The organism is Bradyrhizobium sp. LA2.1 (assembly GCF_040547725.1).
In the GTDB taxonomy this organism is placed as follows: domain Bacteria; phylum Pseudomonadota; class Alphaproteobacteria; order Rhizobiales; family Xanthobacteraceae; genus Bradyrhizobium; species Bradyrhizobium barranii.
Genome location: NZ_JBEPQI010000001.1, coordinates 73,172 through 97,992, shown reverse-complemented (window position 1 = coordinate 97,992; position 24,821 = coordinate 73,172). Strand labels below are relative to the sequence as shown.

General features: G+C 62.8%; 20 protein-coding genes. 13 read left to right on the top strand and 7 right to left on the bottom strand.

Going from position 1 to position 24,821, the window contains the following annotated elements; genetic code table 11:
* Positions 1 to 2: 2 nt before the first annotated feature.
* The 5 genes from ABIB95_RS00375 to corA all read left to right on the top strand — a co-directional run bounded on the left by ABIB95_RS00375 (position 3) and on the right by corA (position 7,602).
* Positions 3 to 3,161, top strand: coding sequence for an efflux RND transporter permease subunit (locus tag ABIB95_RS00375; protein ID WP_354237507.1), 3,159 nt, complete (start codon positions 3 to 5; stop codon positions 3,159 to 3,161).
* An 83-nt stretch (positions 3,162 to 3,244) separates the two neighbouring features.
* Positions 3,245 to 4,579, top strand: coding sequence for a TolC family outer membrane protein (locus ABIB95_RS00370; RefSeq protein ID WP_354237506.1), 1,335 nt, complete (start codon positions 3,245 to 3,247; stop codon positions 4,577 to 4,579).
* A gap of 26 nt (positions 4,580 to 4,605) precedes the next feature.
* Positions 4,606 to 4,863, top strand: coding sequence for a hypothetical protein (locus tag ABIB95_RS00365; RefSeq protein WP_354237505.1), 258 nt, complete (start codon positions 4,606 to 4,608; stop codon positions 4,861 to 4,863).
* A gap of 810 nt (positions 4,864 to 5,673) precedes the next feature.
* Positions 5,674 to 6,534, top strand: a complete 861-nt coding sequence (locus ABIB95_RS00360) for a DUF4118 domain-containing protein (RefSeq protein WP_354237504.1) — start codon at positions 5,674 to 5,676, stop codon at positions 6,532 to 6,534.
* A 102-nt stretch (positions 6,535 to 6,636) separates the two neighbouring features.
* Positions 6,637 to 7,602 carry a magnesium/cobalt transporter CorA gene (corA, locus tag ABIB95_RS00355; RefSeq protein ID WP_354237502.1) on the top strand — a complete coding sequence of 322 codons (966 nt, stop codon included), beginning with the start codon at positions 6,637 to 6,639 and terminating at the stop codon, positions 7,600 to 7,602.
* 725 nt (positions 7,603 to 8,327) lie between these two features.
* Here the strand turns inward: corA and ABIB95_RS00350 are convergent.
* From ABIB95_RS00350 to ABIB95_RS00340, 3 genes are read right to left on the bottom strand one after another with little or no spacing between them, the layout of a single operon-like run.
* Complete coding sequence (locus ABIB95_RS00350; RefSeq protein ID WP_354237501.1) at positions 8,328 to 9,302, bottom strand: HlyD family secretion protein; 975 nt, start codon at positions 9,300 to 9,302, stop codon at positions 8,328 to 8,330.
* The gene (locus ABIB95_RS00345; RefSeq protein ID WP_354237500.1) at positions 9,289 to 11,619 is read right to left on the bottom strand and encodes an ABC transporter permease; all 2,331 of its coding nucleotides are present in this window, start codon (positions 11,617 to 11,619) and stop codon (positions 9,289 to 9,291) included. Before ABIB95_RS00345 ends, ABIB95_RS00350 begins: the two co-directional genes overlap by 14 nt.
* Positions 11,616 to 12,677 (bottom strand): HlyD family secretion protein, encoded by a 1,062-nt coding sequence (locus ABIB95_RS00340; protein ID WP_354237499.1) that lies wholly within the window; start codon positions 12,675 to 12,677, stop codon positions 11,616 to 11,618. The genes ABIB95_RS00345 and ABIB95_RS00340 overlap by 4 nt, the downstream gene beginning before the upstream one ends.
* A gap of 321 nt (positions 12,678 to 12,998) precedes the next feature.
* Here ABIB95_RS00340 and ABIB95_RS00335 point away from each other — a divergent pair, with 321 nt between their 5' ends.
* The 7 genes from ABIB95_RS00335 (at position 12,999) to ABIB95_RS00305 (ending at position 19,784) form a co-directional block, all read left to right on the top strand.
* Complete coding sequence (locus tag ABIB95_RS00335) at positions 12,999 to 13,898, top strand: 3-hydroxyacyl-CoA dehydrogenase (protein WP_354237498.1); 900 nt, start codon at positions 12,999 to 13,001, stop codon at positions 13,896 to 13,898.
* 22 nt (positions 13,899 to 13,920) lie between these two features.
* Complete coding sequence (locus ABIB95_RS00330) at positions 13,921 to 14,871, top strand: 3-hydroxyacyl-CoA dehydrogenase NAD-binding domain-containing protein (RefSeq protein ID WP_354237497.1); 951 nt, start codon at positions 13,921 to 13,923, stop codon at positions 14,869 to 14,871.
* Positions 14,872 to 14,957: 86 nt separating this feature from the next.
* On the top strand, positions 14,958 to 16,178 hold the full coding sequence (locus ABIB95_RS00325) for an acyl-CoA dehydrogenase family protein (protein ID WP_354237496.1): 1,221 nt from the start codon (positions 14,958 to 14,960) through the stop codon (positions 16,176 to 16,178).
* A 55-nt stretch (positions 16,179 to 16,233) separates the two neighbouring features.
* Positions 16,234 to 17,085 (top strand): enoyl-CoA hydratase-related protein, encoded by an 852-nt coding sequence (locus ABIB95_RS00320; RefSeq protein ID WP_354237495.1) that lies wholly within the window; start codon positions 16,234 to 16,236, stop codon positions 17,083 to 17,085.
* Between the two features lie 39 nt (positions 17,086 to 17,124).
* Positions 17,125 to 18,354, top strand: a complete 1,230-nt coding sequence (locus ABIB95_RS00315) for a CaiB/BaiF CoA transferase family protein (RefSeq protein ID WP_354237494.1) — start codon at positions 17,125 to 17,127, stop codon at positions 18,352 to 18,354.
* A 78-nt stretch (positions 18,355 to 18,432) separates the two neighbouring features.
* Entirely contained in the window at positions 18,433 to 19,218 is a 786-nt protein-coding gene (locus ABIB95_RS00310; protein WP_354237493.1) for an enoyl-CoA hydratase, read from the top strand.
* A gap of 14 nt (positions 19,219 to 19,232) precedes the next feature.
* Positions 19,233 to 19,784 carry an NADPH-dependent FMN reductase gene (locus ABIB95_RS00305; RefSeq protein ID WP_354237492.1) on the top strand — a complete coding sequence of 184 codons (552 nt, stop codon included), beginning with the start codon at positions 19,233 to 19,235 and terminating at the stop codon, positions 19,782 to 19,784.
* Positions 19,785 to 19,850: 66 nt separating this feature from the next.
* Here the strand turns inward: ABIB95_RS00305 and ABIB95_RS00300 are convergent, their stop codons facing one another.
* The 4 genes from ABIB95_RS00300 to ABIB95_RS00285 form a co-directional block, all read right to left on the bottom strand.
* Positions 19,851 to 20,432 carry a hypothetical protein gene (locus ABIB95_RS00300; protein WP_354237491.1) on the bottom strand — a complete coding sequence of 194 codons (582 nt, stop codon included), beginning with the start codon at positions 20,430 to 20,432 and terminating at the stop codon, positions 19,851 to 19,853.
* Positions 20,357 to 21,688, bottom strand: a complete 1,332-nt coding sequence (locus tag ABIB95_RS00295) for an NAD(P)/FAD-dependent oxidoreductase (RefSeq protein ID WP_354237490.1) — start codon at positions 21,686 to 21,688, stop codon at positions 20,357 to 20,359. Before ABIB95_RS00295 ends, ABIB95_RS00300 begins: the two co-directional genes overlap by 76 nt.
* Positions 21,689 to 21,794: 106 nt before the next feature.
* Positions 21,795 to 23,096 carry a threonine/serine exporter family protein gene (locus tag ABIB95_RS00290; RefSeq protein WP_354237489.1) on the bottom strand — a complete coding sequence of 434 codons (1,302 nt, stop codon included), beginning with the start codon at positions 23,094 to 23,096 and terminating at the stop codon, positions 21,795 to 21,797.
* On the bottom strand, positions 23,063 to 23,416 hold the full coding sequence (locus ABIB95_RS00285; protein ID WP_354237488.1) for a hypothetical protein: 354 nt from the start codon (positions 23,414 to 23,416) through the stop codon (positions 23,063 to 23,065). Before ABIB95_RS00285 ends, ABIB95_RS00290 begins: the two co-directional genes overlap by 34 nt.
* Positions 23,417 to 23,753: 337 nt before the next feature.
* Here ABIB95_RS00285 and ABIB95_RS00280 point away from each other — a divergent pair, with 337 nt between their 5' ends.
* Positions 23,754 to 24,797 carry a heme o synthase gene (locus tag ABIB95_RS00280; protein ID WP_354237487.1) on the top strand — a complete coding sequence of 348 codons (1,044 nt, stop codon included), beginning with the start codon at positions 23,754 to 23,756 and terminating at the stop codon, positions 24,795 to 24,797.
* Positions 24,798 to 24,821 lie beyond the last annotated feature (24 nt).

Genomic DNA, 24,821 nt, shown 5'->3' with positions numbered 1-24,821 from the left:
ACATGGAACGTCTCGTCGCCTTCGCAGTCAGTCGCCGCTTCCTCATGGTCGGCCTGTTCGCCGCCATGCTGGTCGGCGGCCTGATCGCGTTTCAGCAGCTCAACATCGAAGCGTATCCCGATCCGACGCCGCCGATGGTCGACATCGTGACGCAAAGTCCGGGGCTGTCGGCCGAGGAGATCGAGCGCTACATCACGATCCCGCTGGAGACTCAGGTCGTCGGCATCAAGAACATGAAGGTGATCCGGACCATCTCGTTGTACGGCTTGTCCGACGTCAAGCTGCAGTTCTCATTCGACTACACCTACGAGCAGGCGCTCCAACAGGTTCTGAACCGCCTCTCGCAATTACCGCCACTGCCGAACAATGCGCAGCCGCAGATCTCGCCGCTGAGCCCGATCGGCGAGATCTACCGCTACCGGCTGGTGGGGCCGCCCAACTACTCCGTGCTCGATCTGAAGACGTTGCAGGATTGGGTCCTGCAACGGCGCTTCCGCACCGTCCCGGGCGTGATCGATGTAACTGGCTGGGGTGGCAAGACCAAAACCTACGAGGTTGAGGCTGATTTCAACAAGCTCGTGGCGAACGGCTTGACGCTCCCGCAACTTCAACAGGCCATCAACAACGCCAACGTCAACGTTGGCGGCAACACCGTCAATATCGGCCCGCAATCCGCCGTTGTTCGCGGCGTCGGCCTGATCCGCTCGATCCATGCGCTTGAAAATACGATGGTGGCCTCTAATGGCGGCACGCCGGTCCTGGTCCGCGACGTCGCAACCGTCACCGTCGGCGATCAACCGCGGCTCGGCATCGCCGGCCAGGATCAGGACGACGACATCGTCCAGGGCATCGTCCTGATGCGCCGCGGAGAGCAGAGCTCGCCGACCATTTCGCGCGTCGAAGAGCTCGTCGCCAGCATCAACAATTCGTCGATCCTGCCCCCTGGCGTGCGCATTGAGCGCATCTATGACCGCAAGGACCTGATCCAGACCACGACCCACACCGTGCTGGAGAACATGGTGGTCGGAATCGGCCTGATCGTGCTGTTGCAGTGGGTCTTCCTCGGGGACCTGCGCAGTGCGATGATCGTCGGCGCAACGATTCCGTTTGCATTGTTTTTCGCGGTCACCATTCTCGTGCTGCGAGGCGAATCCGCCAATCTGCTATCGGTCGGGGCGATCGATTTCGGGCTGATCGTGGATGCGACCGTGATCATGGTGGAGGCGATCTTCCGGCGCCTGTCGCATACCGCGCGGCTGACGCCGGGCGAGCGGGCGACGATTTCGTCGCGCACCGTCATGGACATGAAGCATCATGCCATCCTGACGGCTGGCTCCGACGTGTCGCGCTCGATCTTCTTCGCCGCAGCCATCATCATCGCGGCCTTTTTGCCGCTGTTCACCTTGAGCGGCGTCGAAGGCAATATTTTTGGTCCGATGGCGCGGACTTATGCTTATGCCCTTGCAGGCGGCCTGCTTGCGACCTTCACGGTTACGCCGGCGCTGAGCGCCATCATCCTTCCGGCCCATGTCGAGGAGACCGAGACGTTTCTGATGCGCTGGGTGCATCGGATCTATATGCCTGTGCTCGCGCGATCGCTCGCGCATCGCCGCGTCGTGCTGGCGGGCGGCGCCGTCCTGGTCCTGATCACGATCGTCGCCGTGCGATTGCTCGGGCTCGAGTTTCTGCCCAAGCTGGAGGAGGGCAATCTTTGGATCCGCGCAACCTTGCCGCCGACCATCTCGCTCCAGGAGGGTAACTCCTACGTCAACCAGATGCGCAAGGTGATCGCTGCCCGGCCAGAGGTCGAGTCGGTGGTATCGCAACATGGCCGGCCAGACGATGGTACCGACGCTGCCGGCTTCTTCAATGCAGAATTCTTTGCGCCGCTCAAGCCCGCCAAGGAATGGCCTGAGGGCGAGGACAAGGACGCGCTGACCGCCATGCTGCTGGGGCAGCTTCAGGAAAAGTTTCCGGGCGTCGAGTTCAACTTCTCGCAATATCTCCAGGACAACGTGTCGGAGGCGGTGTCGGGCGTGAAGGGCGAGAACTCGATCAAGCTTTATGGCAGTGACCTCCAGGCGTTGACGGACACCGCAAACAAGATCAAGGCGCAGCTCGCCACCGTTCAGGGGATCACTGACCTTGCGGTCTTCACCTCGCTCGGCCAACCGACCATCCAGATCGATGTCGACCGTGCCCGCGCCGCGCGGTACGGGCTGTCGCCGGGCGATATCAATGCGACGATCAAGACCGCGATCGGTGGCGACAACGCCGGGGATCTCTACGAGCCGGGCTCCGACCGGCATTTCCCGATCATCGTCCGCCTTGCACCACAGTTCCGAAAGAGCGCCGAGGCAATCCAGAATTTGCGAATTGGGGCGCAGGGGCCGAACGGCGTCACGCAGGTGCCGCTGAGCGAAGTCGCGACAGTCAAGGTCCTGTCCGGCGCCGCCTATATCTATCGCGAGCAGCAGGAACGCTATCTGCCGATCAAATTCTCGGTGCGCGAGCGCGATCTCGGCAGCGCCATCCAGGAGGCGCAGGAGAAGGTTGCGGCCAACGTGCAATTGCCGGCGGGCTCGCATCTCGAATGGGTCGGCGAATTCGGCAATCTACAGGATGCGATCCGGCGGCTGTCGATCGTGGTGCCGATCAGCCTCGCGCTGATCGCCATGCTGATCTGGTTCAATTTCGGCTCGATCATCGACACCGTCCTGACCATGAGTGTGATCCCGATGGCCGTGCTCGGCGGCATCCTGGGCCTGCTCGTGACCGGCATTCCCTTCAGCGTCTCGGCTGCAATCGGCTTCATCGCACTGTTCGGCATCTCGGTGATGGACGGAATCATCATCCTGTCCCAGTACAACGCGCTGATCGACGAGGGTATGGAACGCGGTGCCGCCATCCTGCGCACCGGCGAGCTTCAGCTTCGTCCGGTGCTGATGACCTGCGTGGTCGCGGGCATTGGGCTCCTGCCCGCGGCGCTCTCCAGCGGCATCGGCTCGCAGGTGCAGAAGCCGCTTGCGGTCGTGGTCGTCGCGGGAATGATGCTGGCGCCGATCGTCATTCTGGTCACGCTGCCAGCGCTGATCTCGATGTTCTCGCGGCGGACCCGGCCGGGCCTGGCGGCGCAGCCTCAGTTGGCGCCGGCAGAATGAGGTGGGGTGTGCGTAACAAGAGCGTCAGGGGGGCTGTGCGAGCGTCCGGCCGGACACTGGTACTTTTCCTTGCCGGGGCGGCGATGACGGTTTGGGGGCCGTCGCGCGCGGAAACGCTGTCCGAGGCGTTGGTCCGGGCTTATCAGTCGAGCCCGCAGCTCAACGCCGATCGTGCCCGGCAGCGCGGCACGGACGAGAACGTGCCGCAGGCGCTCGCCGGCTACCGGCCGCAGGTGGTCGCGAGCCTGAGCGCGGGTTTGCAGGCGGTCAGGAATACGCTGCCCGACAATACGATCCAGGGCGCGACACTGCGTCCGTGGACGATTGGCGTGACCGTCAGCCAGGTTCTGTTCAACGGCTTCAAGACCGCCAACAGCGTGCGCGTCGCCGAGTATCAGGTTCTGTCGGGGCGCGAGGCGCTGCGCAACACCGGGCAAGGCGTGCTGCTCGACGCCGTCACGGCCTATATGAACGTATTGGCCGATCAGGCCCTGGTTGAGGCGCAGCGCACCAACGTCGCTGTGCTGCGCGAGATCCAGGCGACGACGAAGAAGCGTCTCGATGCGGGCGATGTGACGCCGACCGATACGGCCCAGGCCGAGGCGCGCCTCAGTCGGGGCCTTGCCGATCTCAATGCCGCTGAGGTGACGCTTGCCATCAGCAAGGCGACCTACGTCCAGGTGATCGGCGGGCCGCCCGGTCAGTTGACGTCGGCCACGCCAGTCGATCGGTTATCGCCGGTGACGATGCCGGCATCGATCGCGACCGCCAATCACGAGCATCCTGCGGTGCTCGGTGCGGGATACGATGTGGATGTCGCGCAGACCACGATCAAGGTCGCAGAAGGCAGTCTGCTCCCGACGGTTGCCGTACAGGCGAACGCCAGCCGCTCCAAGGATTCGGATTCGACGCTGAGCACGTTTGCGACCGATCAGGCCTCGATCCTCGGCCAGATCAACGTACCAATCTATGACGGCGGTACCGCCGCCTCCCAGACGCGCCAAGCCAAGGAACTCGCCTCGCAAAGCCGTCTGGTGCTTGAGCAGGTCAGGAGCCAGTCGCGGACGGCGGTTGTCGGCGCGTGGGTGTCCAATGAGGGCACCAAGGTCGCACTGACAGCGGCCGAGTCGGAGGCTAAGGCGGCAGACGTCGCATTGCAGGGCGTTCGCCGCGAGGCCGCCGGTGGCCAGCGCACCACGATCGACGTGCTCAACGCTCAGCAGGACCTCACCGCGGCCCGTTCGCGTCAGATCCAGGCGCAGCGCGACCGGGTGATCGCTTCCTACACGCTGCTCAGCGCCGTCGGCCGGCTGGATGTCCGCACGCTCAATCTCGATACGCCGGATTATCTGCCGGAGGCCCACTATCACCAGGTGCGCGACGCTTGGCACGGCGTCCGCACACCATCCGGACAATAGGCGTTCGCGCCGCAGGAGGAATGAGCATGATCGGCGGAAGGCGCGCACTCCCGGCTCTCGTTGTTGCCGTCGCGGCCGTGTTGGCCTCCACTTTCGTAGCCAACGCACAGGGTTTTGGCCGAGGCCGCGGCAACTCAGGTCCGCCCGTCGAAAGCCGGCCAAAGGTCGACGAGAAGGCTTACAAGGCCGCGCTGGACAGGATTCCGGTGCCTGACGAGAAGTACGATCCCTGGGGTGGCGCCCGCGCCACGGATACGGCAAAGGCGTCCAAGAAGAAGAACTAGCGCACCGCCGGCCGACGACCGTTTGCCAGCATTGCGACGACCGTCATGGCCGCTAAATGTCTGCCGTTGCTCGCGACGGCAACTGATGAACTCCGGTTCTCGGGCAGTCGTGCCCACTATGCGGCGCCTATATGAGCGGACGCCGGGCTATCTCGATTTCCTATCCGATCACCCACATCATGCTTCCATGCGATAACCGTTCGTGGAGGCCAGGGTGCCTAGGTGGCGATCACCATCGCAGCCGGTTTGCCTTCGAGGATCGAACCGATTCATTCCGGATTGACCGCGATCTCACTCCCAAGAGTGCGAACCAAGAGTGCGAACGCGGGTATCGGCGGCGTCTGGCTTCGGGGGCAATATGGCAAGGGAATCGTTCGCTAGGCTGATGCTCGTCACTTATCGCGCCCTTGAGGTGCTGATGACGTTCCTGTTCCCGGCCTGGTACGGACCGTCCGCCAGATACCGGCCGGAAAATCATTACATGCGCGGTCCAGGGCCGAAATGGCGTGCGAAATATCTGGCCGAGCCTGTCTCTCCCCCACGGTCGATCACCTCTCCGTGCCCTGGACAGGAATGATCGCGCGCTAATGGCGGACCCGCGGCACTGCCTCAGCCAACCGCCAATCGGAAAATCAAATACCTGAAACTCCAGGCGACGGCGCGCTTCGCGCGACGTTGAATTTGCCTTTGATGCGGCTCACATGTGGATGGAGTTGTTGTATGCTCGGTTAGCTATCAGCGCCGCAAGCGCACGCTGACGGGCTTGCTTTTCGGCCGACGTGTGTCGCCTGCCAGGCGGGAGTTCAAGTGGTGACGGATGTTGAATCGAAGCTGCCGCAGGACATCACGCCGGCGCCTGATGCCGAGCCCCTTCTGGGGCCGGTAGCATCGGAACTGGCGCGCTACCTTGTTTCAATCGCCATGACCGCCGCTGCGACGGTCATCGCTGTCGGTATTGACAGCAGCGTCACGATCCCCAACCTGTCGCTTATCTTCGTACTTCCAGTGATCATCGCAGGGGTGAGTCTCGGCCTCGGTCCGTCACTCTGTTCGGCGATATCAGGTGCTCTGGCATTCAATTTCTTTCTGACCGAGCCACGCTACTCATTGGTGGTCGATGACCCCGCGAACATCTGGGCGATTGGGCTGCTGTTCGTGGTCGGGGTCATCGTGAGTGCAGTTGCCTTCACCTCCCGGCAGAGGGCGACCGAAGCGAAGCTGTCGAGAAGGCGCGCGACCTTGCTGCAAGGCTATTGCCGTGATGTCGTCGCGGCCGACAATACGAAGACGATCGTCTCGGTTACGGCCCGGGCACTGGCAACGCTCTTCCAGGTTCCCGTCATCGTGATGCTCGTTAGGGAGGGCAGGGTGGTTTCCCTCGAGCAAGTCGGAGACGTGGAGCCGCAGGAGGCCGAGTTGGAGGCGGCACGATCGTCCCTGGCGACTGGAACTGTCATACGCAGTGGCATCTACCCCAATCTGGCCTCCCGCTTTGATTTCTGGCCCGTGGAGACGGACGAAGGCCGGAATGCCGTGGTTGGAATCGCATTCGACCCTGATGAACGCCCTTCGTCACCGGATGCGCAGATCGACGTCGTTGTGCGCATCTTAGCCTTGGTGCTTGACCGTCAACATGCGCGGGTCAAACGCGATGCCCGACCGTCAGATTGAATCCGAACCATCCCGCGCTCCAAGCCTGCAACAAAATGAAGGCAGGCGATTTAAGGTGACGGGGTGGTGCACACCGCTCGACAGGTTTGGAGGAAGCTCGTTGTGAGCGTCGTAGCAGCCCATTTGTATCGTCATGGCAAGAAGGCAAAAGCCGTCTCATTGGACGAGCCTATCGATTGCAACGGAAAATCCGAGTTTGTCTGGATCGGGTTATTCGAGCCTCCGGAACGAGAGCTTGAACAGCTCGAGAAGAACTATGGGCTTCATCCTCTTGCGATTGAAGATGCGCTGAAAGCGAACCAATTGCCGAAGGTCGACGTTTATGGCGACCAGCTGTTCGTGATGACGCGCACCGCCCATCTCGAGCACGACCGCATCGCCTATGGTGAAACCGCAATTTTCGTCGGGAAGAATTTCATCATCACGGTTCGGCATGGCTCGGCGCGCGCGCATAGCAATCTCCGCGCCCAGCTCGAAGCAGCCCCCAGCCTGCTGGGCTATGGCCCCGACTACGTTCTCCATTCCATCCTCGACTTTATCGTCGACGGCTATCTTCCGGTGGTCGAGACGATCGAGGAACGCGTTCTCACCATGGAGCAAAGCGCTCTCGACAGCTTTCTTAGCCGCGCGGACGTCAAGCGGCTCTTCGGGCTTCGCCAAGAACTGATCCGCTTCCAGCGAATTATCGGCCCGATGACGGAGGTCTGTGGCCGGCTCGTGCACCTCGAGACGCCGTGTCTTGACGCCAACGCTCGGCCGTATTTTCAAGACGTCCTGGACCATGTGCGGCGCGTCGAAGCGATGGTGAACTCCCTGCGAGACGTTCTGACCTCGGTTTTCGAAGTGAGCAATCTATTGGAGCAGCAGCGTCAGGGCGTGATCACGCGGCAGTTGGCCGCCTGGGCCGCCATACTGGCCGTACCCACCGCGATCGCCGGAATCTACGGCATGAACTTCGAAAATATGCCCGAGCTGAAGACGCAATACGGCTACTTTGTCGTAGTGGGCGTTATCATCCTGCTTTGCGGGGTGCTGTACCTGCGTTTCAAACGCGCCCGATGGCTCTGATGCTGGTGACCCGTCGGATTGCCGGGTTGGGCTAATTCATAGATCGCACCGCGGCAAAGCTCAGCTAGCGAAGTTCGGAGAATTGTACCATACCTCCTATTCCAACCTATGATCTCCCGCAAAACGCACCAGCCAAAGGTCGACCGGTTTGCGCAAATTATACTCAAGCCACGACTTGAGTATAACGCCCCTTCAATATGGCTTCACGCGAAAGGCGTGCAATGCTCATACGAGTAGCGTGTGCACTGAGAATCCGAAAGCCAGATTTTCGCTTACAATTCGGACATAGATGAGCCTAGAAGGAGTAATCCGCGAAAGGCTCGTCGTACCGAATTTTTCAGTCGGTCCAATCACATATAGGATCGATCGGAGGCGGAATAGTTCAATGAAATGAACGCCTTGCGCTGGATATTTTCCGCGGCCCCATATGGATTGGAGCGAGAGTTTAATTCTCTCAATTGGTTAGAGGGCCGCGTGTGCACCAGGAGATCAAGAAAAATCTTGCGATAGCCGACGTAAGCAAGCTTCTGAAATGGGCGAGCGGTCGCGGGGAAAGCGCCACTTCTTATTCGCGCAGCTATCTGCGGCTTATTCGATCAACGATGAGCATCCTGGGATGGGAAGCAACTGGCTCTCAATCAGCGGGTCCCAGGTTGGAGCTTGGTGCGCACACCGTTTGCAAATGGTCGGAATAGTGTAGCTCTGCGATTTCAATCGCTGGGGTGCTAGCGGTCGATCCAGACGGTCATGCCCGGCTCGAGGCCGGCCATCTCTCCCTTGGGATCGAGGCGCAAGCGCAGCGTATTGCGGTCATGATCGCCAATGACACGCTCTGCCTGCCAGGTGGCAAACACGCCGAGCGGCCGCAGCTCGGTGATGACCGCCTTCGTCGCGCTATCGGCACCGTTCCGCATCACATTCGCGGTTTCTCCCATCGCGAGACGATCGAGATGGTCCTCGCGCACGTTGAATGAGAGCCATTGCCTGCCCGCGGCCTCGACCATCAGGATCGGTTGACCCGCGCGAACGTTTTCGCCGAGCTCGGCGGCGATGACGCTGACCACGCCGTCGGCCGGCGCGCGCAACACCATCTTGTCGAGGCGGCGCTCGAGCACGGTGACCGCGGAGGCCGCAGCCTGCACCTGCGCGTCGGCGATCGCGCGCTCTTCCCGGGTCGGTCCCGCCACGGCCGCATCGTAATTGGCCTGGGCCTCCGCCACGCCGGCTCGTGCGCTGGCGACGTCGTTCTCTGCCTGTTCGAGCGACTGTTGGGATTCAAAGCTCTGGCGCGCCAGCGTGCTGGTCCGGGTGAGCTGGGCCTGCACGAAGTCGAGGCGGGCGCTGGCCTTGGCGATGGCGGCTTTCAGCGAGTCGACCTGCTCGCGGCGCACGCCGGCATAGACGTTGTTGCGGCTTGCGACGGCGGACGCCAGCACGGCACGCGCCTGGTCCGCCTGCGCCGTCAACTCCACCGCCGAGAGCCGCGCCACGACGTCGCCGGCCTTCACAGAGGCACCCTTCTCGACCGCGATCGAGACCAGCTGGCCGTTGACCTCCGGCTCGACCCTGATCTCGGTCGCGCGCACGACGCCGACGATGGCTGCGGGCGGTGCCGAGTGGCGCATGACATAGAGCAGCGCGCCCGCCGCGATCAGCGCGAGCGGAATCGCGACGAAGGCGGCAGGTCTAAGGTTGGGCATGTCCCTGTCTCCTCCCGACGGCAAATGCCGAGATCACCGCGAGCGCGAAGTAACCGAGCGCCAGGCACCACAATGCGAGCCAGTCATGCGCAACCTCCCAGATGCCGGCGCCGAGCTGGTTGACGCGCACGAGGCCGTCGATCGCGGAGTCGGCCGGGAACAACCGGCCGAACGCAAGGGCCACGTCCGGAATCGCTTCGCGCGGCCACGCGAAGCCGGCCATGAAGAACTGCGGCAGGCTCGTCGCCAGCAGCAGGATGGTTGCGTTCTCAGGCCGCGTGAACCAGGCCCCGACAGCCTGACCCATGAAACTCGTCGCCAGCAGAAAGACACTCGCGAGCGCGAGGATCTGCGGAAGATGGCCGAGTGTCGAAAAACCGTAGATCCGCGGCAGCACGATGAGATAGAGCGCGAGCGCAGGAAGGTAGACGGTCAGATGCGCGATGCCGCGGCCGAGCACGCCGGCAAAGGCTGCGCCTCCGCTCGCCAGCGCGGTGCCGGTCAGCATCGCTGCGCCGATCAGCAGGGTCTGCTGCAGGATCAGGATGAACGCCGCCGGAACGACGTAGCTCGCATAGCCGCCCACCGGGTTGAAGATCGGCTGCAGCAGTACGTCGGCCGGGCTCGAGCTCGCCAGCTTCGCCTTGACGAGGCTGCCATCCGAGCGCGCGCCGCGCGAAACGAGCTCGGACGTCAAAGTTCCGATGGCGGTGGCGACCCCGCTGGCGCTCGATCGGAAGATGAACAGATAGGTTGCGTCCGCATAGACGGGGATGTGGGCGGTGATGCCCTTGAGCACGTCGCGTTCCGTGTCGGGCGGAATCTCGATGGCGGCAAAGGCCTGCCCGCGATCGATCGCGCTGCGCGCCTCAGCCAGCGTTCGGGCACGAACCGTCACGCTCAATGCGCCGCTCGCATCCAGCGTCTCGACGATCTGCCGGCTGAGATCGCTGAGATCGTTATCGACGACCGCAATCGGAAGCTTGCGAAGGATCTGGTTCAGATAGGGCTGCGGATAGTAGATGCCGTAGATCAGGGGAGCGAGAAACAGCAGAGTGAAGGCGCTCCGCGTTCCCAGCACGCGCCGCCACTCCGCCACGAAGGCGCCGCCGACGCCGCGCGGTGTGGAGATGGCCTCGGATGGCTCGACAGGCCGCGCTGTTGCAAACCAGCCCTTGCGGGTGACGTTCGCCATGCGCAGCCATGCCAGGCCGGCAAACAGCAACGCCAGGCCCGCAAGCGCCGCGAAGGGAATAGCGGAATTCGCGACCGGCAATCCCCGCGCGGCTTGTCCCAACAGGACGGCCATGTACCAGCGAAGCGGCAGGATCGCGCTCCATGTCTGCGCAAAGGCATTCATGCCGATGGTGGGAAAGCCGACGCCGGCATAGCCGAATGCAGGCGAGGCAATGAGGCCCGCAAGCCCGAGCCCTGTGGCGAGATCGCCGACCAGAAGCTGGAGCAGGGCGCCGAGCGACAGATAACCGACGATCAGCAGCGAGGCCGCGGCGATCATCAACGGCAGATTGCCCTTGAAGGGAATCTCCAGCACGCCCTCCAGGAACAGTGGCTCGGCCAGCATGATCAGGAAGAAGATGCAGAACAGCGGTGCGAGCTTGCCGGCCAGCGCGACAAGCGGATCGCCGCCGGCGCTTTCGAGCCAGGCCCGCGCGTCGCGGCGGCGGAATTCGGAGCCGACGGAATAGCCGGCGGCAAGGGTCATCACCACATGGATGATGGTCGGCAGCAGCGCGCGCAGCAGGAACTGCGCGTAGTTCTTCTGCGGATTGACGAGCGCCATGGTCTCCGCCTTGAGCGCTCCCACGGACGCTGGCGCAGGTGCCGCGCGACTGGCGGGAGCGGCCACGGCTGCCGCGGCGGAGAGTGAATCGCTCAGACCCGAGGATGCGATGCCGGAGGGAGTCAAAAACTGCTGGTTGTAAAATCCGACGATCTGCGGGCGGCGCGCGGCCTTCAGGTCGCGCTCGAAATCCGGCGGGATGTAGACGGCCGAGATCGACTTGCCCGAGCGTATGTCCTGCACCGCCGTAGACAGGGTCCCGGAGCGGTCTGTGATTTTCAGGCTCGGAGACGCAGCGACGTATTCCACCAGGGCCCGCGAGGCGTCCGACTTGTCCTCGTCGACAACAGTCACGCCGAGGCCGCGGATGACCGGATGGCTGAAGACCGTGGTGAGAACCACGAAGGCGAACAGCGGCACGCCGAAGATCAGGAGCAGCGCCACGCGATCGTGAAACAGCCAGCGGCACTCGCGCCGCGCGACCAGCAGGAACCCGGGCTTTGGCGCCGGCCTCATGGCCGCGACCGCCAGTCGAGATAGGCGCTCATTCCCGGTCGCAGCTCGGGCACGGGCTGAACGGGATAGGCACGGATCGAAAACGTTCGCAGGTCGAAATCGCCCGAAGCACGCGTGGCTCGCCAGCTTGCATATTCGCCCTTGGTCGCGATGAGCTTGACCTCGACCGTGACGGGGCGGTCGCCGAGGGCGGGGATGCGGACATCGAAGCGATCGCCGACCTTCAGGCCTTTGACGAGATCCTCGCGAAGATCGAAATGCACCCAGAGGTCCGCCAGATTGATCAAGGTGACGAGCGGGACGCCCGGCGACACGTATTCGCCGGGTTCCACATTACGCTGATAGATCTGCGAGGCTACGGGCGCATAAACCACGAGCTGGTCGATGATCGACTGGACACTTTGGATATCGGCACTGGCCTTTTCGACATTGGTATTCGCAATGGCCCGCTCCTCCTTGGTGTAGCCATTGACCGCCTGCTCATAGGCCGATTTGGCCTGATCGACCGCGCGTTCGCTTTCATGCAGCGCATCGGTTGCCTGATCGAGGCGCGCTTGCGGCGCGTTGCCTTGCTCGGTCAATGTGTGCGTGCGGTCAAAGGTCTTTTGCGCCAGCACCAGCGCCGCTTGGGCGCGCTCCATCTCCGCCTTCCGTGCCGCGATGACTTCCACCCGCGTTCCGACGAGTACGTTGGCAAGCTGGGCGTCCGCGACAGCCTTGGCCGCCTTCATCTGCTCGTGCTTGGCCAGCGTTTCCGGATTGTCGATCTGGACCAGCACCGCGCCCGCAGCAACGTTCTGGCCGCGTTCGACGGGAATCTTGCCGACCCGTCCGTCCACGCGCGCCGCGATATCGAGCCGCGTTGCATCGACCTCGCCCTGAACCAGCAAGGGCTCCGGGCGCAACAGATAGAAGACGGAAAGCCCGACGACAGCAGCCGCAACGACACCGACGATGATAGAGGGCGTGCGTGTCGGGTTGTGCGCGGCTTTCGCCGGTCCGTTACTCGGCACGTCGGGCGTGCTTTGAACGTCCTTGTCAGAGCTCGGCACGTCCATGCCTGACTCCCTTTCTGATGGCCGGATGGCCTTTAGTTTATTCGGTTGTCAGGCCCAGCCGCAATCGCGAGGCGATGATTTTTTTGAGTCAGAGCCGACCATGTAACCTGTCCGTGACCCACGCTTGGATGTTTGATCCCTGACTTGTTGAAAGCTGCTGCTCTCGCAGTGGTGCTCGTCCCGACGTCCCGGGGGGTGCCAAGTGATCAAGCAGCAGACCCATCCCAGCGATGACATTCCTGTCCAAGATGAATGACGGCGATCGCGTCATAGTCGCGTCACCTGACCCGGTCCGTGGTCGGGCCAGGATGCAGGTGCGACATGCCAAACGCCGTCACGAAATCAAACCCCACGATCCCTCGTCTCTTCGTCCTCGAATTGAACGCGGGCTGCATTCACTTGATGAATGCGGATGGCTCCGAACGCACGACCATCGTCACCGGCTGCCACCTCCCGGATGGCATCGTCGTGGATGTCGAGGCTGGCCATATCTACTGGACCAACATGGGCATCCCGAGCCTGGATGACGGGTCCATAGAGCGCGCCGACATCGACGGCAAGAACCGCAAGACCATCGTCCCGCAGGGACACACTCACACGCCGAAGCAGATCATTCTCGATAAGAAGGGCGGCAAGCTCTACTGGTGCGATCGCGAGGGCATGCGCGTCATGCGCTGTAACCTCGACGGCTCGCGGCTGGAGACGCTCATCGAGGCGGGCCACGGCGAAGCCGATCGCAAGGACCAGACGCGATGGTGCGTCGGGCTGGCGATCGACCCGAAATTCGGACGCATCTACTGGACGCAAAAGGGGCCCGACAATGCCGGGCTCGGCCGCATCTTCCGCGCCAATGTCGAAATCCCCGCCGGCCAGACCGCAGCCACCAGATCCGACATCGAGATATTTTACGACGGTCTGCCGGAGCCGATCGATCTGGAGATCGATCACAAGAGCCGCATTCTCTACTGGACCGACCGCGGCGACCCACCACGCGGCAATACGGTGAACCGCGCCTCGATCGACAACAAGCCTGCCGAGCCCGAGATCGTGGTGACCCATCTCATGGAGGGGATCGGCATTGCGCTCGACGTCGCGAACGATCGCATGTTCGTGACGGATTTTGCCGGCTCGATCTACTCCGCACGGCTCGATGGATCCGGCGAGCGCAACTTCCTCTTCGCCCAGGGCAATCTCACCGGCATTGCCTATGCCGAAGTCTGACCAACGCATTGGAGAGAACGACATGACCGACACCAAGCCCATTCGCCGCATCGCCATCATTGGCACCGGCGTGATCGGCGCGAGCTGGAGCTCGCTGTTTCTCGCCAAGGGAATGCAGGTCGTCGCGACCGATATCGCGCCGAACGCGGAAGCAGCACTAAGGAAGTTCGTCGAGACGGCCTGGCCGGCGCTTGAGCGATTGGGCTTGTCGCCTGGAGCTTCGCAGTCGAACCTCACGTTCACGCCCGACATCGCGCAGGCACTCGCGGGCGCCGACCTCGTCCAGGAGAACGGACCCGAGCGGATCGAATTCAAGCAGAAGCTCTATGGCCAGCTCGACGAGCTGTTGCCGCCCGACGTGATCATCGCATCGAGCTCGTCGGGGCTTACCATGAGCGAAATTCAGAAGGGTGCCGCGTCCCATCCCGAGCGCTGCGTCATCGCCCATCCGTTCAATCCGCCCCACCTGATCCCGCTGACGGAGATCGTCGGCGGGGCAAAGACCTCGAAAGCCACGATCCGGCGCGCAACGGAATTTTACACGTCGATCGGGCAACGGACGGTGCGCCTCAACAAGGAAATGCCGGGGCACGTCGCCAACCGCCTGCAGGCGGCGCTGAGCCGCGAAGTCTATTACCTCGTGGCCGAAGGCGTGGTGAGCGCCGCCGACGTCGACACCGCCCTGAGCTGGGGCCCGGGTTTGCGCTGGGGCGTCATGGGCAGCCTGATGCTGAACCATCTCGGCGGCGGTCCGGGCGGCATCGAGCACTTCTTCCAGCAGTTCACCGGCCCGATGACGGCTTGGTGGAAGACCCTCGGCGCGCCGGTGCTGACGCCGGACGTGCAGAAGAAGCTCATCGAGAGCGTCCACGCCGAGGCCGGATCGCGCACCATCGCGGAGCTGGAGGCGGAGCGCGACGAAATTCTGCTCGGCCTGATCGAGCTGCGCAAGAAGGCTGCGAAGCCGAGCTGACGCAAATCGGCAGCGCCCGCGAGATCAATCATACCTTCAACCCTTCACTTTTCAGGCTTCCGAGCCGCAGCGAGGAGAGATCGCAAATGCCCACCGCAACCACAGCAGGCAAGACCGCCGCGCCGAAGTCACCGCCGGCGCCCAATGGCGATTTCTACCAACTGGTCGACCTCCTTACCCCGGACGAAAAGGCGCTCGTCAAGAAGGTGCGGACCTACATGGAGACCAAAGTCCAGCCGGTCATCAACAAGTACTGGTCCGACGACGCGTTTCCGTTCGAGCTGCTGCCGTCGTTCAAGGAGCTTGGCCTCGGTGGGCTCGGCTTCGAGGGTTATGGCTGCGCGGGCGGCAGTCAGAAGCTGTTCGGCTTCGTGGCGATGGAACTGGCGCGCACCGACGCCTCGTTCTGCACGTTCTTCGGTGTGCATAGCGGCCTCGCCATGGGCTCGATCTATCTCGACGGCTCCGAGGAGCAGAAGCAGAAATGGCTGCCGGCGATGGCGCGCTGGGAAAAGATTGGCTGCTTCGGGCTCACCGAGCCGCTGGTCGGTTCCGGAACGAGCGGTGGTCTGACCACGACGGCCAAACGCGAGGGCGATACCTGGGTTCTCAACGGACAGAAGCGGTGGATTGGCAACGCACCATGGTGCGACCTTTCCATCATCTGGGCGCGCGATCTTGCCGACAATCAGGTCAAGGGATTCATCGTCGAGAACAAGTCGACGCCTGGATTCAGCGTCGAGAAGATCGAGCACAAGATCGCGCTCAAGGTGGTCCAGAACGGCCAGATCACGCTGAAGGACGTGCGGGTGCCTGAAGCGAACCGCCTCCAGGGCGGCAATTCCTTTCGCGACACTGCGCGCGTGCTGCGGATGACGCGCTACATGGTGGGCTGGGCGTCGACCGGCATCCAGATGGGCGCATACGAGGCCACCCTCAAATATGCCCAGGAACGACTGCAATTCGGCAAGCCGATCGCCTCGTTCCAGCTGATCCAGGATCTGCTCGCCAAGATGCTCGGCAATCTGACCGCGTGCCAGTGCCTGATGCTCCGCCTGGCGCAGCTCGATGACGAGGGCAAGCTTGGCGACCATCACGCGGCACTGGCGAAGGCATTCTGCACGGCGAAATCGCGCGAGACGGTTTCATGGGGCCGCGAGGTGCTGGGCGGCAACGGTATCGTCGCCGACTACAACGTCGCGCGCTTCTTCGCCGACGCCGAGGCGCTCTACTCCTACGAAGGCACCTATCAGATGCAGAATCTGATCGTCGGCAAGGCCATCACCGGCCACGGCGCTTTCCTCTGACCTTTCAGCGGGGCCGGCGCATCGGCGCCGGCTGCCCTACTCAGGAGACACGACCATGGTTTCGGGAACTGCACCATTCACCCCTTCGCCTGCGACAGCACCAAATTCCGCCCCCAGAGCAGCGCTGGCCCTTGCGAACGTCCAGTACGAGAAGAAGGGGCCGATCGCCTACGTCACGGTCAATCGGCCGAAAGTGCTCAACGCGCTCAATACGCCGACCTGGACCGATCTGCACGCCGCATTCGAGGATGCCAAAGCGGACGCGTCCGTGCGCGGCGTCATCCTCACCGGCGCTGGCGACAAGGCGTTCATCGCCGGCGCCGACATCAGTGAACTCGCCCATGTCGATGCCTACGACGCCGAGGAGTCCAGCCGGTTCGGGCAGGGTGTGCTGGACCTCATCGAAAATCTCGGCAAGCCGGTGATCGCGGCGATCAACGGCTTTGCGCTTGGCGGCGGCTGCGAGACGGCGATGGCCTGCACCATCAGGATTGCCGCGGAGCATGCCAAATTCGGTCAGCCCGAGGTCAAGCTCGGCCTGTTGCCCGGCGGTGGCGGAACGCAACGCCTGCCGCGCCTGGTGGGAAAGGGGCGTGCGTTGCAGCTCATCCTCACGGGCGAGACGGTTTCCGCGCAGGAAGCCTATCGCATCGGCCTCGTCAACGAAGTCGTTGCTGCCAGCAGTCTGATCGATCGTGCCGAGACGGTCCTCAAGCAGATCATGGCCAACGCGCCGATCGCCGTGAAGTTCTCGCTGGAAGCCGCCAACAAGGGGATGGAGACGAGCCAAAGCGAAGGCCTCGTGCTGGAAGCCTCGTTCTTCGGCATCTGCGCCGCCACCGAAGACAAGAAGGAAGGCACCGCAGCCTTCCTCGAAAAACGTGCGCCGCAGTTTCGCGGACGCTGAAACAAGGTCGCTCTCTACGGAGATTTGGAAGGGACACCCATGGCAAACAACATTTTCTCCGGACTGAAGGTGGTGGACCTCGCGAGCTTCATCGCGGGCCCGAGCGCCGCCGTGATCTTGTCCGATTTCGGCGCCGATGTGATCAAGGTCGAGCCGCCGAGCGGCGAGCTGTGGCGACATGCGAACCACCTCCCGCCGCAGCCGGTCGCCGACGATGCATATCCCTGGCACCTGGCCAACCGCAACAAGCGCGGCATGGCACTCGATCTGAAATCTCCGGAGGCCCATCAGGTTCTCGAGAAGCTGGTCAAATGGGCCGACGTGCTCATCGTCAACACGCCGCATCCGGCGCGCAAGAAACTGAAGCTCGAATATGAGGATGTGGTGGGGTGGAATCCGCGGCTGATCTACGCCGACATCACGGGCTTCGGCGACAAGGGGCCGGATGCGAATCTCCCCGGCTTCGACATCACGTCCTACTGGGCCCGCAGCGGATTGCTGTCGATGACGCGCGATGCCGGTGCGCCGCCGACCTGGCCGGTGGCCGGCAGCGGCGACAACGCCACCGCCGTCGGACTCTATTCGGCGATCGTCACGGCCCTGTATCGCCGTGAACGGACCGGAGAGGGGGCGCATGTCACCACCTCGCTGCTCGCCGAGGGCGTGTGGTCCGCCAGCGTCTCGATCCAGGCCGCGCTCTGCGATGCGAAATTCTTCGGGCTGCACGATCGCATGCACCCCGCAAATGCGGCTATGAACGTCTATCGCGCCAAGGATGATACCTGGTTCGTCCTCATCATCACGCCTGACAAGGTGGAGGCCGTGGCGAAGGCTATCGGTCGCCCCGATCTCCTGACTGATCCGCGCTTCTCCGACCCGACCAAGCTGATGGCGAACATGACGGAGCTCACGGCGATTCTCGACCAGACCTTCTGTTCCGAGCCGATGGCACATTGGTACGAGGTGTTTAACGGCGCCCACGTGACGTTCGGCGCGGTGCGCGGGCCGCAGGAGGTGATCAACGATCCCCAGCTCCGGGCCAACGACATCATCGTGCCGCTCGAGGGTGCGGGCGGCAAGCTGACGTCAACGATCTCCAGCCCGCTTCAGGTGCATGGTGTCGCCAAGGTGTCTGCAAAGCGCGCCCCGAAGATCGGAGAGCACAACGACGAGGTTCTCCAGCAACTGGGATTCAGCGCGGCCGAGATCGATGGTCTGCGTGCGAGCGGTACCATTCCGAAGCCAAAGGACCACGCGGCCCTAGCATGACGACAGGGGTTTGGCGGCGTAAGCCGCCGCGACCCTGCGTTTGCAGTGAAATTCACCAAAGGGATCAGGAGTTCGACAATGGATGAGATCGTTACCGAACAGGCCGCAGGCATCCTGCGCATCCAGTTGAACCGTCCGACAAAACGGAACGCGATGACGTCGGCCATGTACGTGGCTCTTGCGGACATCTTCAACGCGGCGTCGAAGGACGAGAGCACACGCGTCGTCCTCTGGCATGGTGCGGGAGATTCGTTCTGCGCCGGCAACGATATCGACGACTTTCTCAAGAATCCGCCCGGACCCGGCGAATCGCCACAGGCCGGCCTCATGAAGGCGCTGGTCGACTTCGACAAGCCATTGGTCGCGGCCGTCCACGGCGCCGCCATCGGCGGCGGCACCACGATGCTGACGCACTGCGACTTCATCTACGCCGGCGAGAGCACAAAATTCCAGATGCCCTTCATCAATCTGGCCGTGGTGCCGGAATTCGGATCGAGCTGCTCGGTGCCGGCGCGGATCGGTCACCTCCGCGCGGCCGAGCTGATCTTGCTGGGAGCTCCGTTTGATGCCAGGCGCGCGGTCGAGTTGGGTCTGGCTACTGAAGTCGTCGCCGACAACGATCTCCGGGCGAAGGCGACCGACACGGCCCGGAAGTTGGCAGCGAAGCCCGCGGCTGCGTTACAGGCCAGCAAGCGGCTCATGAAGCAGCCATTTCGCGAGCAGATCAAGGCCGCGATGAAGGCCGAGAACGAAGAGTTCAGCACGCAAGTCCGCTCCGAAGACGCAAGGGAAGCGTTCACAGCTTTCGTGGAAAAGCGCAAGCCCGACTTCACGCGAAACATCAAGTCTCAAGCGACTGCATGACCAAGGAAAAGCCGATGAACGTATGCGTATTGGTTGGAAGCCTGCGGAAGGCTTCGTTCAACGGGATGCTGGCGAATGCACTGATCTCGCTGGCGCCGTCCTCGATGAGGCTCGACATCGTCGAGATCGGAGGATTGCCATTTTATAATGAAGATCTCGATACCGCAGCTCCGCCCGCGCAATGGACCGCGTTCCGCCAGCGCATCAAGGCCGCCGACGCCGTTCTGTTCGTCACGCCGGAATATAACCGGTCAGTGCCTGCCGTGCTCAAGAACGCGCTGGATGTCGGCTCCAGACCGTATGGACGCAGCGTCTGGGATCGCAAGCCGGGTGCGATCGTCAGCGGCTCTCCCGGGGCGATCGGAGGCTTCGGCGCCAATCATCATCTCAGGCAATCGCTCGTGTTCCTGAACGTGCCGACCCTGCAGCAGCCCGAGGCCTATCTCGGCCATGTCGACAAGCTGTTCGATGAGCACGGCAAGCTCGCCGGCGACGGCACCAGCAAATTCCTCCAGGCGTTCATGCAGGCGTTCGCCATTTGGGCCGAAACGGTTCGTTCCAAATGATCCGATCGCAGGGGCAGCGCGTCTGCCCCCTCGCGGCAAGAGCGGGCTGAAATCGCAGTGTCACGCTCAAAAATGGATCGGCCGCATTTGGTCGAATTCGTCGCGGCACGCCCGGCTGAAGTCATGCAACAGATCGATCGTGCCGTCGATGGCCATTTCGCGTAGTTCGACGAAACTCTTGTCCGGCTCCAAATAGGTGTCCAGGATTTTTCGGGTGACGTCTTCGGCATGATGGACCACCGGCTTTGAAGATATCGCCCGCATCGCACTCATCTTGGCGTAAAGGCTGACCAGGCTGGGAATGTCGGCCTTATCGTGCTGGAGCGCATCGATGTAACACTTGGCGGCGTCCTCGATGAAATCCCTGTAGAGGGTCTGCCTGCGGGTCTCCTCGTGAAGAACCCACTGGGCGCGGACCTGGCTTCGCTGGCTCCGCCAATTCGCGATTCCGCTCGTCAAGCCGCCGACGGCTGCTCCGGTGAGAGCGGCGAGCGCGGAGATGATGGAGGCATCCACAGGTGCAGTCCTTAACAGAGTTCCGGAAATGCTTGCCAGGTCGTGATTGGCCGCAACTATGACGAGGGCGATCTCGGTCCCTCGGAAATCAGCCGTGAGCTTCGCTGTCCCGACAGATACGACCAGAACCATTGGGTCTGGACTCGAAATCTGTTCTGAAGCTGCGGCAGCGCGAGGACGTGCAGCGCGGCCCACACCCACCAGGTCACGAAGCCGCTGCTGCGCAAATGGCCAGATTCGAGGATGGCGAAATTCTTTCCGACCACCGCCATATTGCCCTTGTTGCGGTACCGAAACGGTGGGCCATCCTTGTGTCCCCTGACGCGGCTGGCGATGACCCGCCCCACAAATCGTCCCTGTTGAATGGCTGCCTGTGCCACTCCCGGCACCGGGTGGCCATCCTGAGTCATCGTGGCGGCATCTCCTGCCACAAAGACGTTGGGCGCCTCTGGAATGTCCATGAAGGCGCCAACGAATGCGCGCCCGGCACGGTCTGTCTGGGTCCCGAGCATTTTCACGACTGGCGAGGCGCTGACGCCCGCCGTCCATAGCACGGTGGCGCTGGGGATGCGGACGCCGGCGGCGATCACGCCCTGATCGTCGACCTTCTCGACCTTTACGCCCGTCGACACCTCGACTCCGAGTTTCGTCAGTCGCTTGGCTGCCTTTCGCGACAGCGATTCCGCAAAGGTCGGCAGGATGCGAGTGCCGCCATCCAGTAGAACAATCCGGCTCTTGGCAGGGTCGATCTTGCGGAAATTGTTACGCAGGGTCACCGAGACCAGTTGAGCGATCGAAGCTGCAAGCTCCACACCGGTCGGGCCGGCGCCCACCAGAACGAAGGTGGTTTGGCGAGCGCGTTCCTTCTCGTCGTCGGTTGCTTCAGCCAATTCAAACGCGCTCAGGATCTTGGTCCGGATCGTCTCGGCGTCGCTCAGGCTCTTGAGGCCCGGTGCGAACCGCGCGAACTCGTCATGACCGAAATAGCTCAGACGCATTCCGGTCGCGATCACCAGGAAATCGTATTCGAGCTTTCGACTGCCAATCTCCGGGCAGATGGCCTCCACGGTACGCGCTCCCAGGTTGAGGCCCTTGACCTCGGCCAGCATGACGCTGAGATTTTTCTGCTTTGCCTCGAGTTGCCGGATCGGTGCCGCGATCTCGGACGGCGCCAGAACGGCGGTGGCGACCTGGTACAGCAGCGGCTGAAAGATGTGGTGATTGCGCCGGTCGATCAGCGTGATGTCGACATCGGCTCGCTTCAGGGCCCGCGCCGTCGCGATACCCGCAAAGCCACCGCCGACGATCAGGACGCGCTTTTTGCCTGGGGCCGGCTTTGCCAGGGGCTGCTCATCTTGGGGGAACGATTTGGTCAGAATTGTCGTCATGGGTGTACCGACTCTCCAGGGCCAGCCGCCCCCGTCAGGGTCAGATACAGCGGAGCTCCGGATTAATCTTGGATGGCGCTGCGGTGCATTGAACGACCGTGCCTGATCATCCGGGGAAAGGTCTGAGCCGCTCGTACAGCATGCGCGGGAGAATCAGCCCGAAGGCCATCGCCGTGATGATCAAAAGCGCCGTGGCACTGCTGGCAGCGATGCTGGTGACCAGAGCCGCCGGTGCGCCCGGGCCGATTGAGACCAGTTCGACGAGGCCCGTCGCAGTGTTGAACAGGAAGAAACCAGGCATCAACGAGACAACGGCGGAGAACGCGACCGCCGCGAAGGGCAGATGCAGGCGATCGACCACGGGAGCCGTGAGGGCGCTGGCAAACATGCAGGCGACGAGTGTTCCGGCCGGAGCACTTCCGCCGGCGGAGATCACCGCCCAGTGTGCGGCATGTGCAAGCATGCCGACTGCAATCGGGAAAGGCAGCAGACGCCATGGCATTGAGAAGAAAGTACCGAATGAGGCGACTGCGCATCCTGCTGCGATCACATCGATGATCAACGGCAGGGGCGGAGATGGCCCGGCTATCGCGAGTTGCCCGCCGGCGGCCGTGAACCCGAACAGGCCGCCGGCGCAGATCAGCAGCACGATGATGCCGGCATAGGCCAGGCGCGTCATGCCTAGTGCGATGCGCGTGCGAGCGAGGTCCATGGCACCGTTGAGGATATGCGGACCGGGGACAAGCACCATGCAGGGACAGAAGGCGACCAGCGCAATTGCATCCGACAGTCGAAAACGGCTGGCAAGAGCAGCTACAGCACCGGCGACCAGCGCGGCGCAAAGCGGCTGGAGGAGCGGGTTATGGCTGAAGCCGGACAGCCTCCGCCTGACGAGCGCACCGGCGGCTGCGCTCATTGCGATCAGGAGCAGGCTCATTGCATCGAGCGCGCCGAAGATGACGCCAAGCGAGGCCGCACCAACGGCTGCGAGCAAGGTGAAGCGTGGCGTGGAAGCGGGCGGTAGACGACCGGCCGACTCAAGTGCGGATTGCGCGGCACCGGCCGGCAATGTGCCGTCGCAAACCTGATCTATCACCGTCGTAACGGCGAGTACCCTGCCCATGTCGACGCCGAGCGGCCTGGCGGGCACAGCTTGCGAGACGCGCGAGCCATTCAATTCGATGATCAGTTCGTCCCATTGCGGGAGCACCTTCACCGCGACGCCGAGCGCGCGCCCAAGGCGCGTGGCAGCGACAACCGTCCGTTCCGTGGTCTGACCGTGAGCAAACAGAAGAGCGGCCGCCAGCACGGTCGTGCTCAGCGCCGTTTCGCAAGACGGCGGTTCGGCGCGCGAGCTCTCCGGCTTTCGCTCGGTCAATTGCGTTGCGCGGTCCAGTAGCCCGAGCATCGTGAGCTTCCCGAATAGCCGCTCCACCTTCCGCGACCCGAGTTCCCGGAAAGTCTGCCCGTGCCGGACGCGAATTTGTCGTGAACCTCTACCGAAGCGCGGACCGAGCCGGATCTCGCGACGTAGCCCCTGAATTTCACGAGATTGGAATGCGTGACTATTCCGTCGGAAATATTGACGGTGAAGTTGTAGCTGGGATCGCATGCGCCGCCTTGCGTCACGAAGACGAGATCCCAGGAGCCGTCATAGGCGGATCGTGCCTGCGCGGCTGGGGCCATCAGGCAAACAGCTGCAATCGTCCAGAGCAAAGGCGTCTTCATCGATAGTTCTCCGTAGGCTCGGCGACCGCTTCCACGCAAACGGAAAGAATCTCGCCGACGTTCAAACCAGGGATCGAGCGTCACAGATATAAGGCTGCTCTAGGAAAAATTGGCGCAAAGCGCTTGTTGAAAAGTGCTCAGATCGCTTTGAATCGTGCGTTCACGAAAGATGCAGGCGTGACCAGACGCCCAGCCAATTGTTTTGAGCAGGATTGGCACCAATCGAGCAGCCATCTTCAATCGCGGCCACCACTGGGAAGACATACTGAACGCACGCACTGTCGCTGTTCGAACGGAACATGACAGGTCGCATTCAGAATGAACCTGGAGCCGCGAGATGAACGTCAAGTCCATTGCTGGCCAGCTTGGGGAAAGACGCGCTCGCACCCCTCATTCGCTGGCTGACCATTGGAATGTGTCTGACTTCGTCGCCCTCACAAAGCCACGCGTGATGATGCTCGCGGTCTTCACCGCGCTCGTCGGATTGAGCTCCGCTCCGGTTCGACTTGATCCGCTAACAACCCTTGCGGCAGTTCTTGCCATTGCAGCGGGAGCCGGAGCCGCCGGTGTCCTCAACATGTGGTACGATGCCGATATCGATGCGGTCATGAGCCGCACCGCGATGCGGCCAATTCCCCTCGGCAAGGTCTCCCGGTTCGCAGCGCTTGTCCTTGGACTCCTTCTTGGCGGTTTCTCCGTGGTGGCTCTCGCCCTGGCGACGAACCTCGTGGCGGCCGCGTTATTGACGGGCGCTATCCTCTTTTATGTCGTGGTGTACACGGCGTGGCTGAAGCGGTCCACGCGGCAGAACATCGTCATCGGCGGCGCCGCCGGCGCGCTGCCGCCCGTGATCGGATGGGCCGCGGCAACAGGGGATATCGGGCTGGAGCCGCTCGCGCTGTTCCTCATCATCTTTCTCTGGACGCCACCCCATTTCTGGGCGCTGGCGCTCAACCGCACCGAGGATTACGCCCGCGCGGGCGTGCCGATGCTGCCGGTTGTTGCGGGACGCGCGGCAACAACGCGGCAGATACTGATCTATAGCGGCCTACTGACCCTCGCCTCGGAACTGCCCTGGGCACTGGGGTTCGCAGGTGTGATCTATGGCGTGACGGTTGCGATCTGCAGCGCGCTCTTCCTGATACTTGCGTTCCTGCTGGACAGAAGCATCGGGCCTGATCGCCGTCCCGCCCACAGGCTGTTCGTGTTCTCCATCTTCTACCTGTTCGCGCTGTTCGCGGCGTTCCTGGTTGACCATGGCGGCGAGCCATTCCGGCGCATGCGTGCCTCGCACGCTGGCATCGGCACGTCGGTGCATGCTGAGCTCCTGCCGGAGGTCGCCCGGAGCGCATGGCGCACCAACTATCCCAGGGAGGTCTAACATGCGATACGGCTTACTGGCAGT

Coding starts and splice junctions, on each gene's coding strand:
- ABIB95_RS00375 (WP_354237507.1), top strand. CDS start 3: ATGGAACGTCTCGTCGCCTTCGCAGTCAGTCGCCGCTTCCTCATGGTC.
- ABIB95_RS00370 (WP_354237506.1), top strand. CDS start 3,245: ATGACGGTTTGGGGGCCGTCGCGCGCGGAAACGCTGTCCGAGGCGTTG.
- ABIB95_RS00365 (WP_354237505.1), top strand. CDS start 4,606: ATGATCGGCGGAAGGCGCGCACTCCCGGCTCTCGTTGTTGCCGTCGCG.
- ABIB95_RS00350 (WP_354237501.1), bottom strand. CDS start 9,302: ATGCCCAACCTTAGACCTGCCGCCTTCGTCGCGATTCCGCTCGCGCTG.
- ABIB95_RS00345 (WP_354237500.1), bottom strand. CDS start 11,619: ATGAGGCCGGCGCCAAAGCCCGGGTTCCTGCTGGTCGCGCGGCGCGAG.
- ABIB95_RS00340 (WP_354237499.1), bottom strand. CDS start 12,677: ATGGACGTGCCGAGCTCTGACAAGGACGTTCAAAGCACGCCCGACGTG.
- ABIB95_RS00335 (WP_354237498.1), top strand. CDS start 12,999: ATGCCAAACGCCGTCACGAAATCAAACCCCACGATCCCTCGTCTCTTC.
- ABIB95_RS00330 (WP_354237497.1), top strand. CDS start 13,921: ATGACCGACACCAAGCCCATTCGCCGCATCGCCATCATTGGCACCGGC.
- ABIB95_RS00325 (WP_354237496.1), top strand. CDS start 14,958: ATGCCCACCGCAACCACAGCAGGCAAGACCGCCGCGCCGAAGTCACCG.
- ABIB95_RS00320 (WP_354237495.1), top strand. CDS start 16,234: ATGGTTTCGGGAACTGCACCATTCACCCCTTCGCCTGCGACAGCACCA.
- ABIB95_RS00315 (WP_354237494.1), top strand. CDS start 17,125: ATGGCAAACAACATTTTCTCCGGACTGAAGGTGGTGGACCTCGCGAGC.
- ABIB95_RS00310 (WP_354237493.1), top strand. CDS start 18,433: ATGGATGAGATCGTTACCGAACAGGCCGCAGGCATCCTGCGCATCCAG.
- ABIB95_RS00305 (WP_354237492.1), top strand. CDS start 19,233: ATGAACGTATGCGTATTGGTTGGAAGCCTGCGGAAGGCTTCGTTCAAC.
- ABIB95_RS00300 (WP_354237491.1), bottom strand. CDS start 20,432: ATGGTTCTGGTCGTATCTGTCGGGACAGCGAAGCTCACGGCTGATTTC.
- ABIB95_RS00295 (WP_354237490.1), bottom strand. CDS start 21,688: ATGACGACAATTCTGACCAAATCGTTCCCCCAAGATGAGCAGCCCCTG.
- ABIB95_RS00290 (WP_354237489.1), bottom strand. CDS start 23,096: ATGCTCGGGCTACTGGACCGCGCAACGCAATTGACCGAGCGAAAGCCG.
- ABIB95_RS00285 (WP_354237488.1), bottom strand. CDS start 23,416: ATGAAGACGCCTTTGCTCTGGACGATTGCAGCTGTTTGCCTGATGGCC.
- ABIB95_RS00280 (WP_354237487.1), top strand. CDS start 23,754: ATGAACGTCAAGTCCATTGCTGGCCAGCTTGGGGAAAGACGCGCTCGC.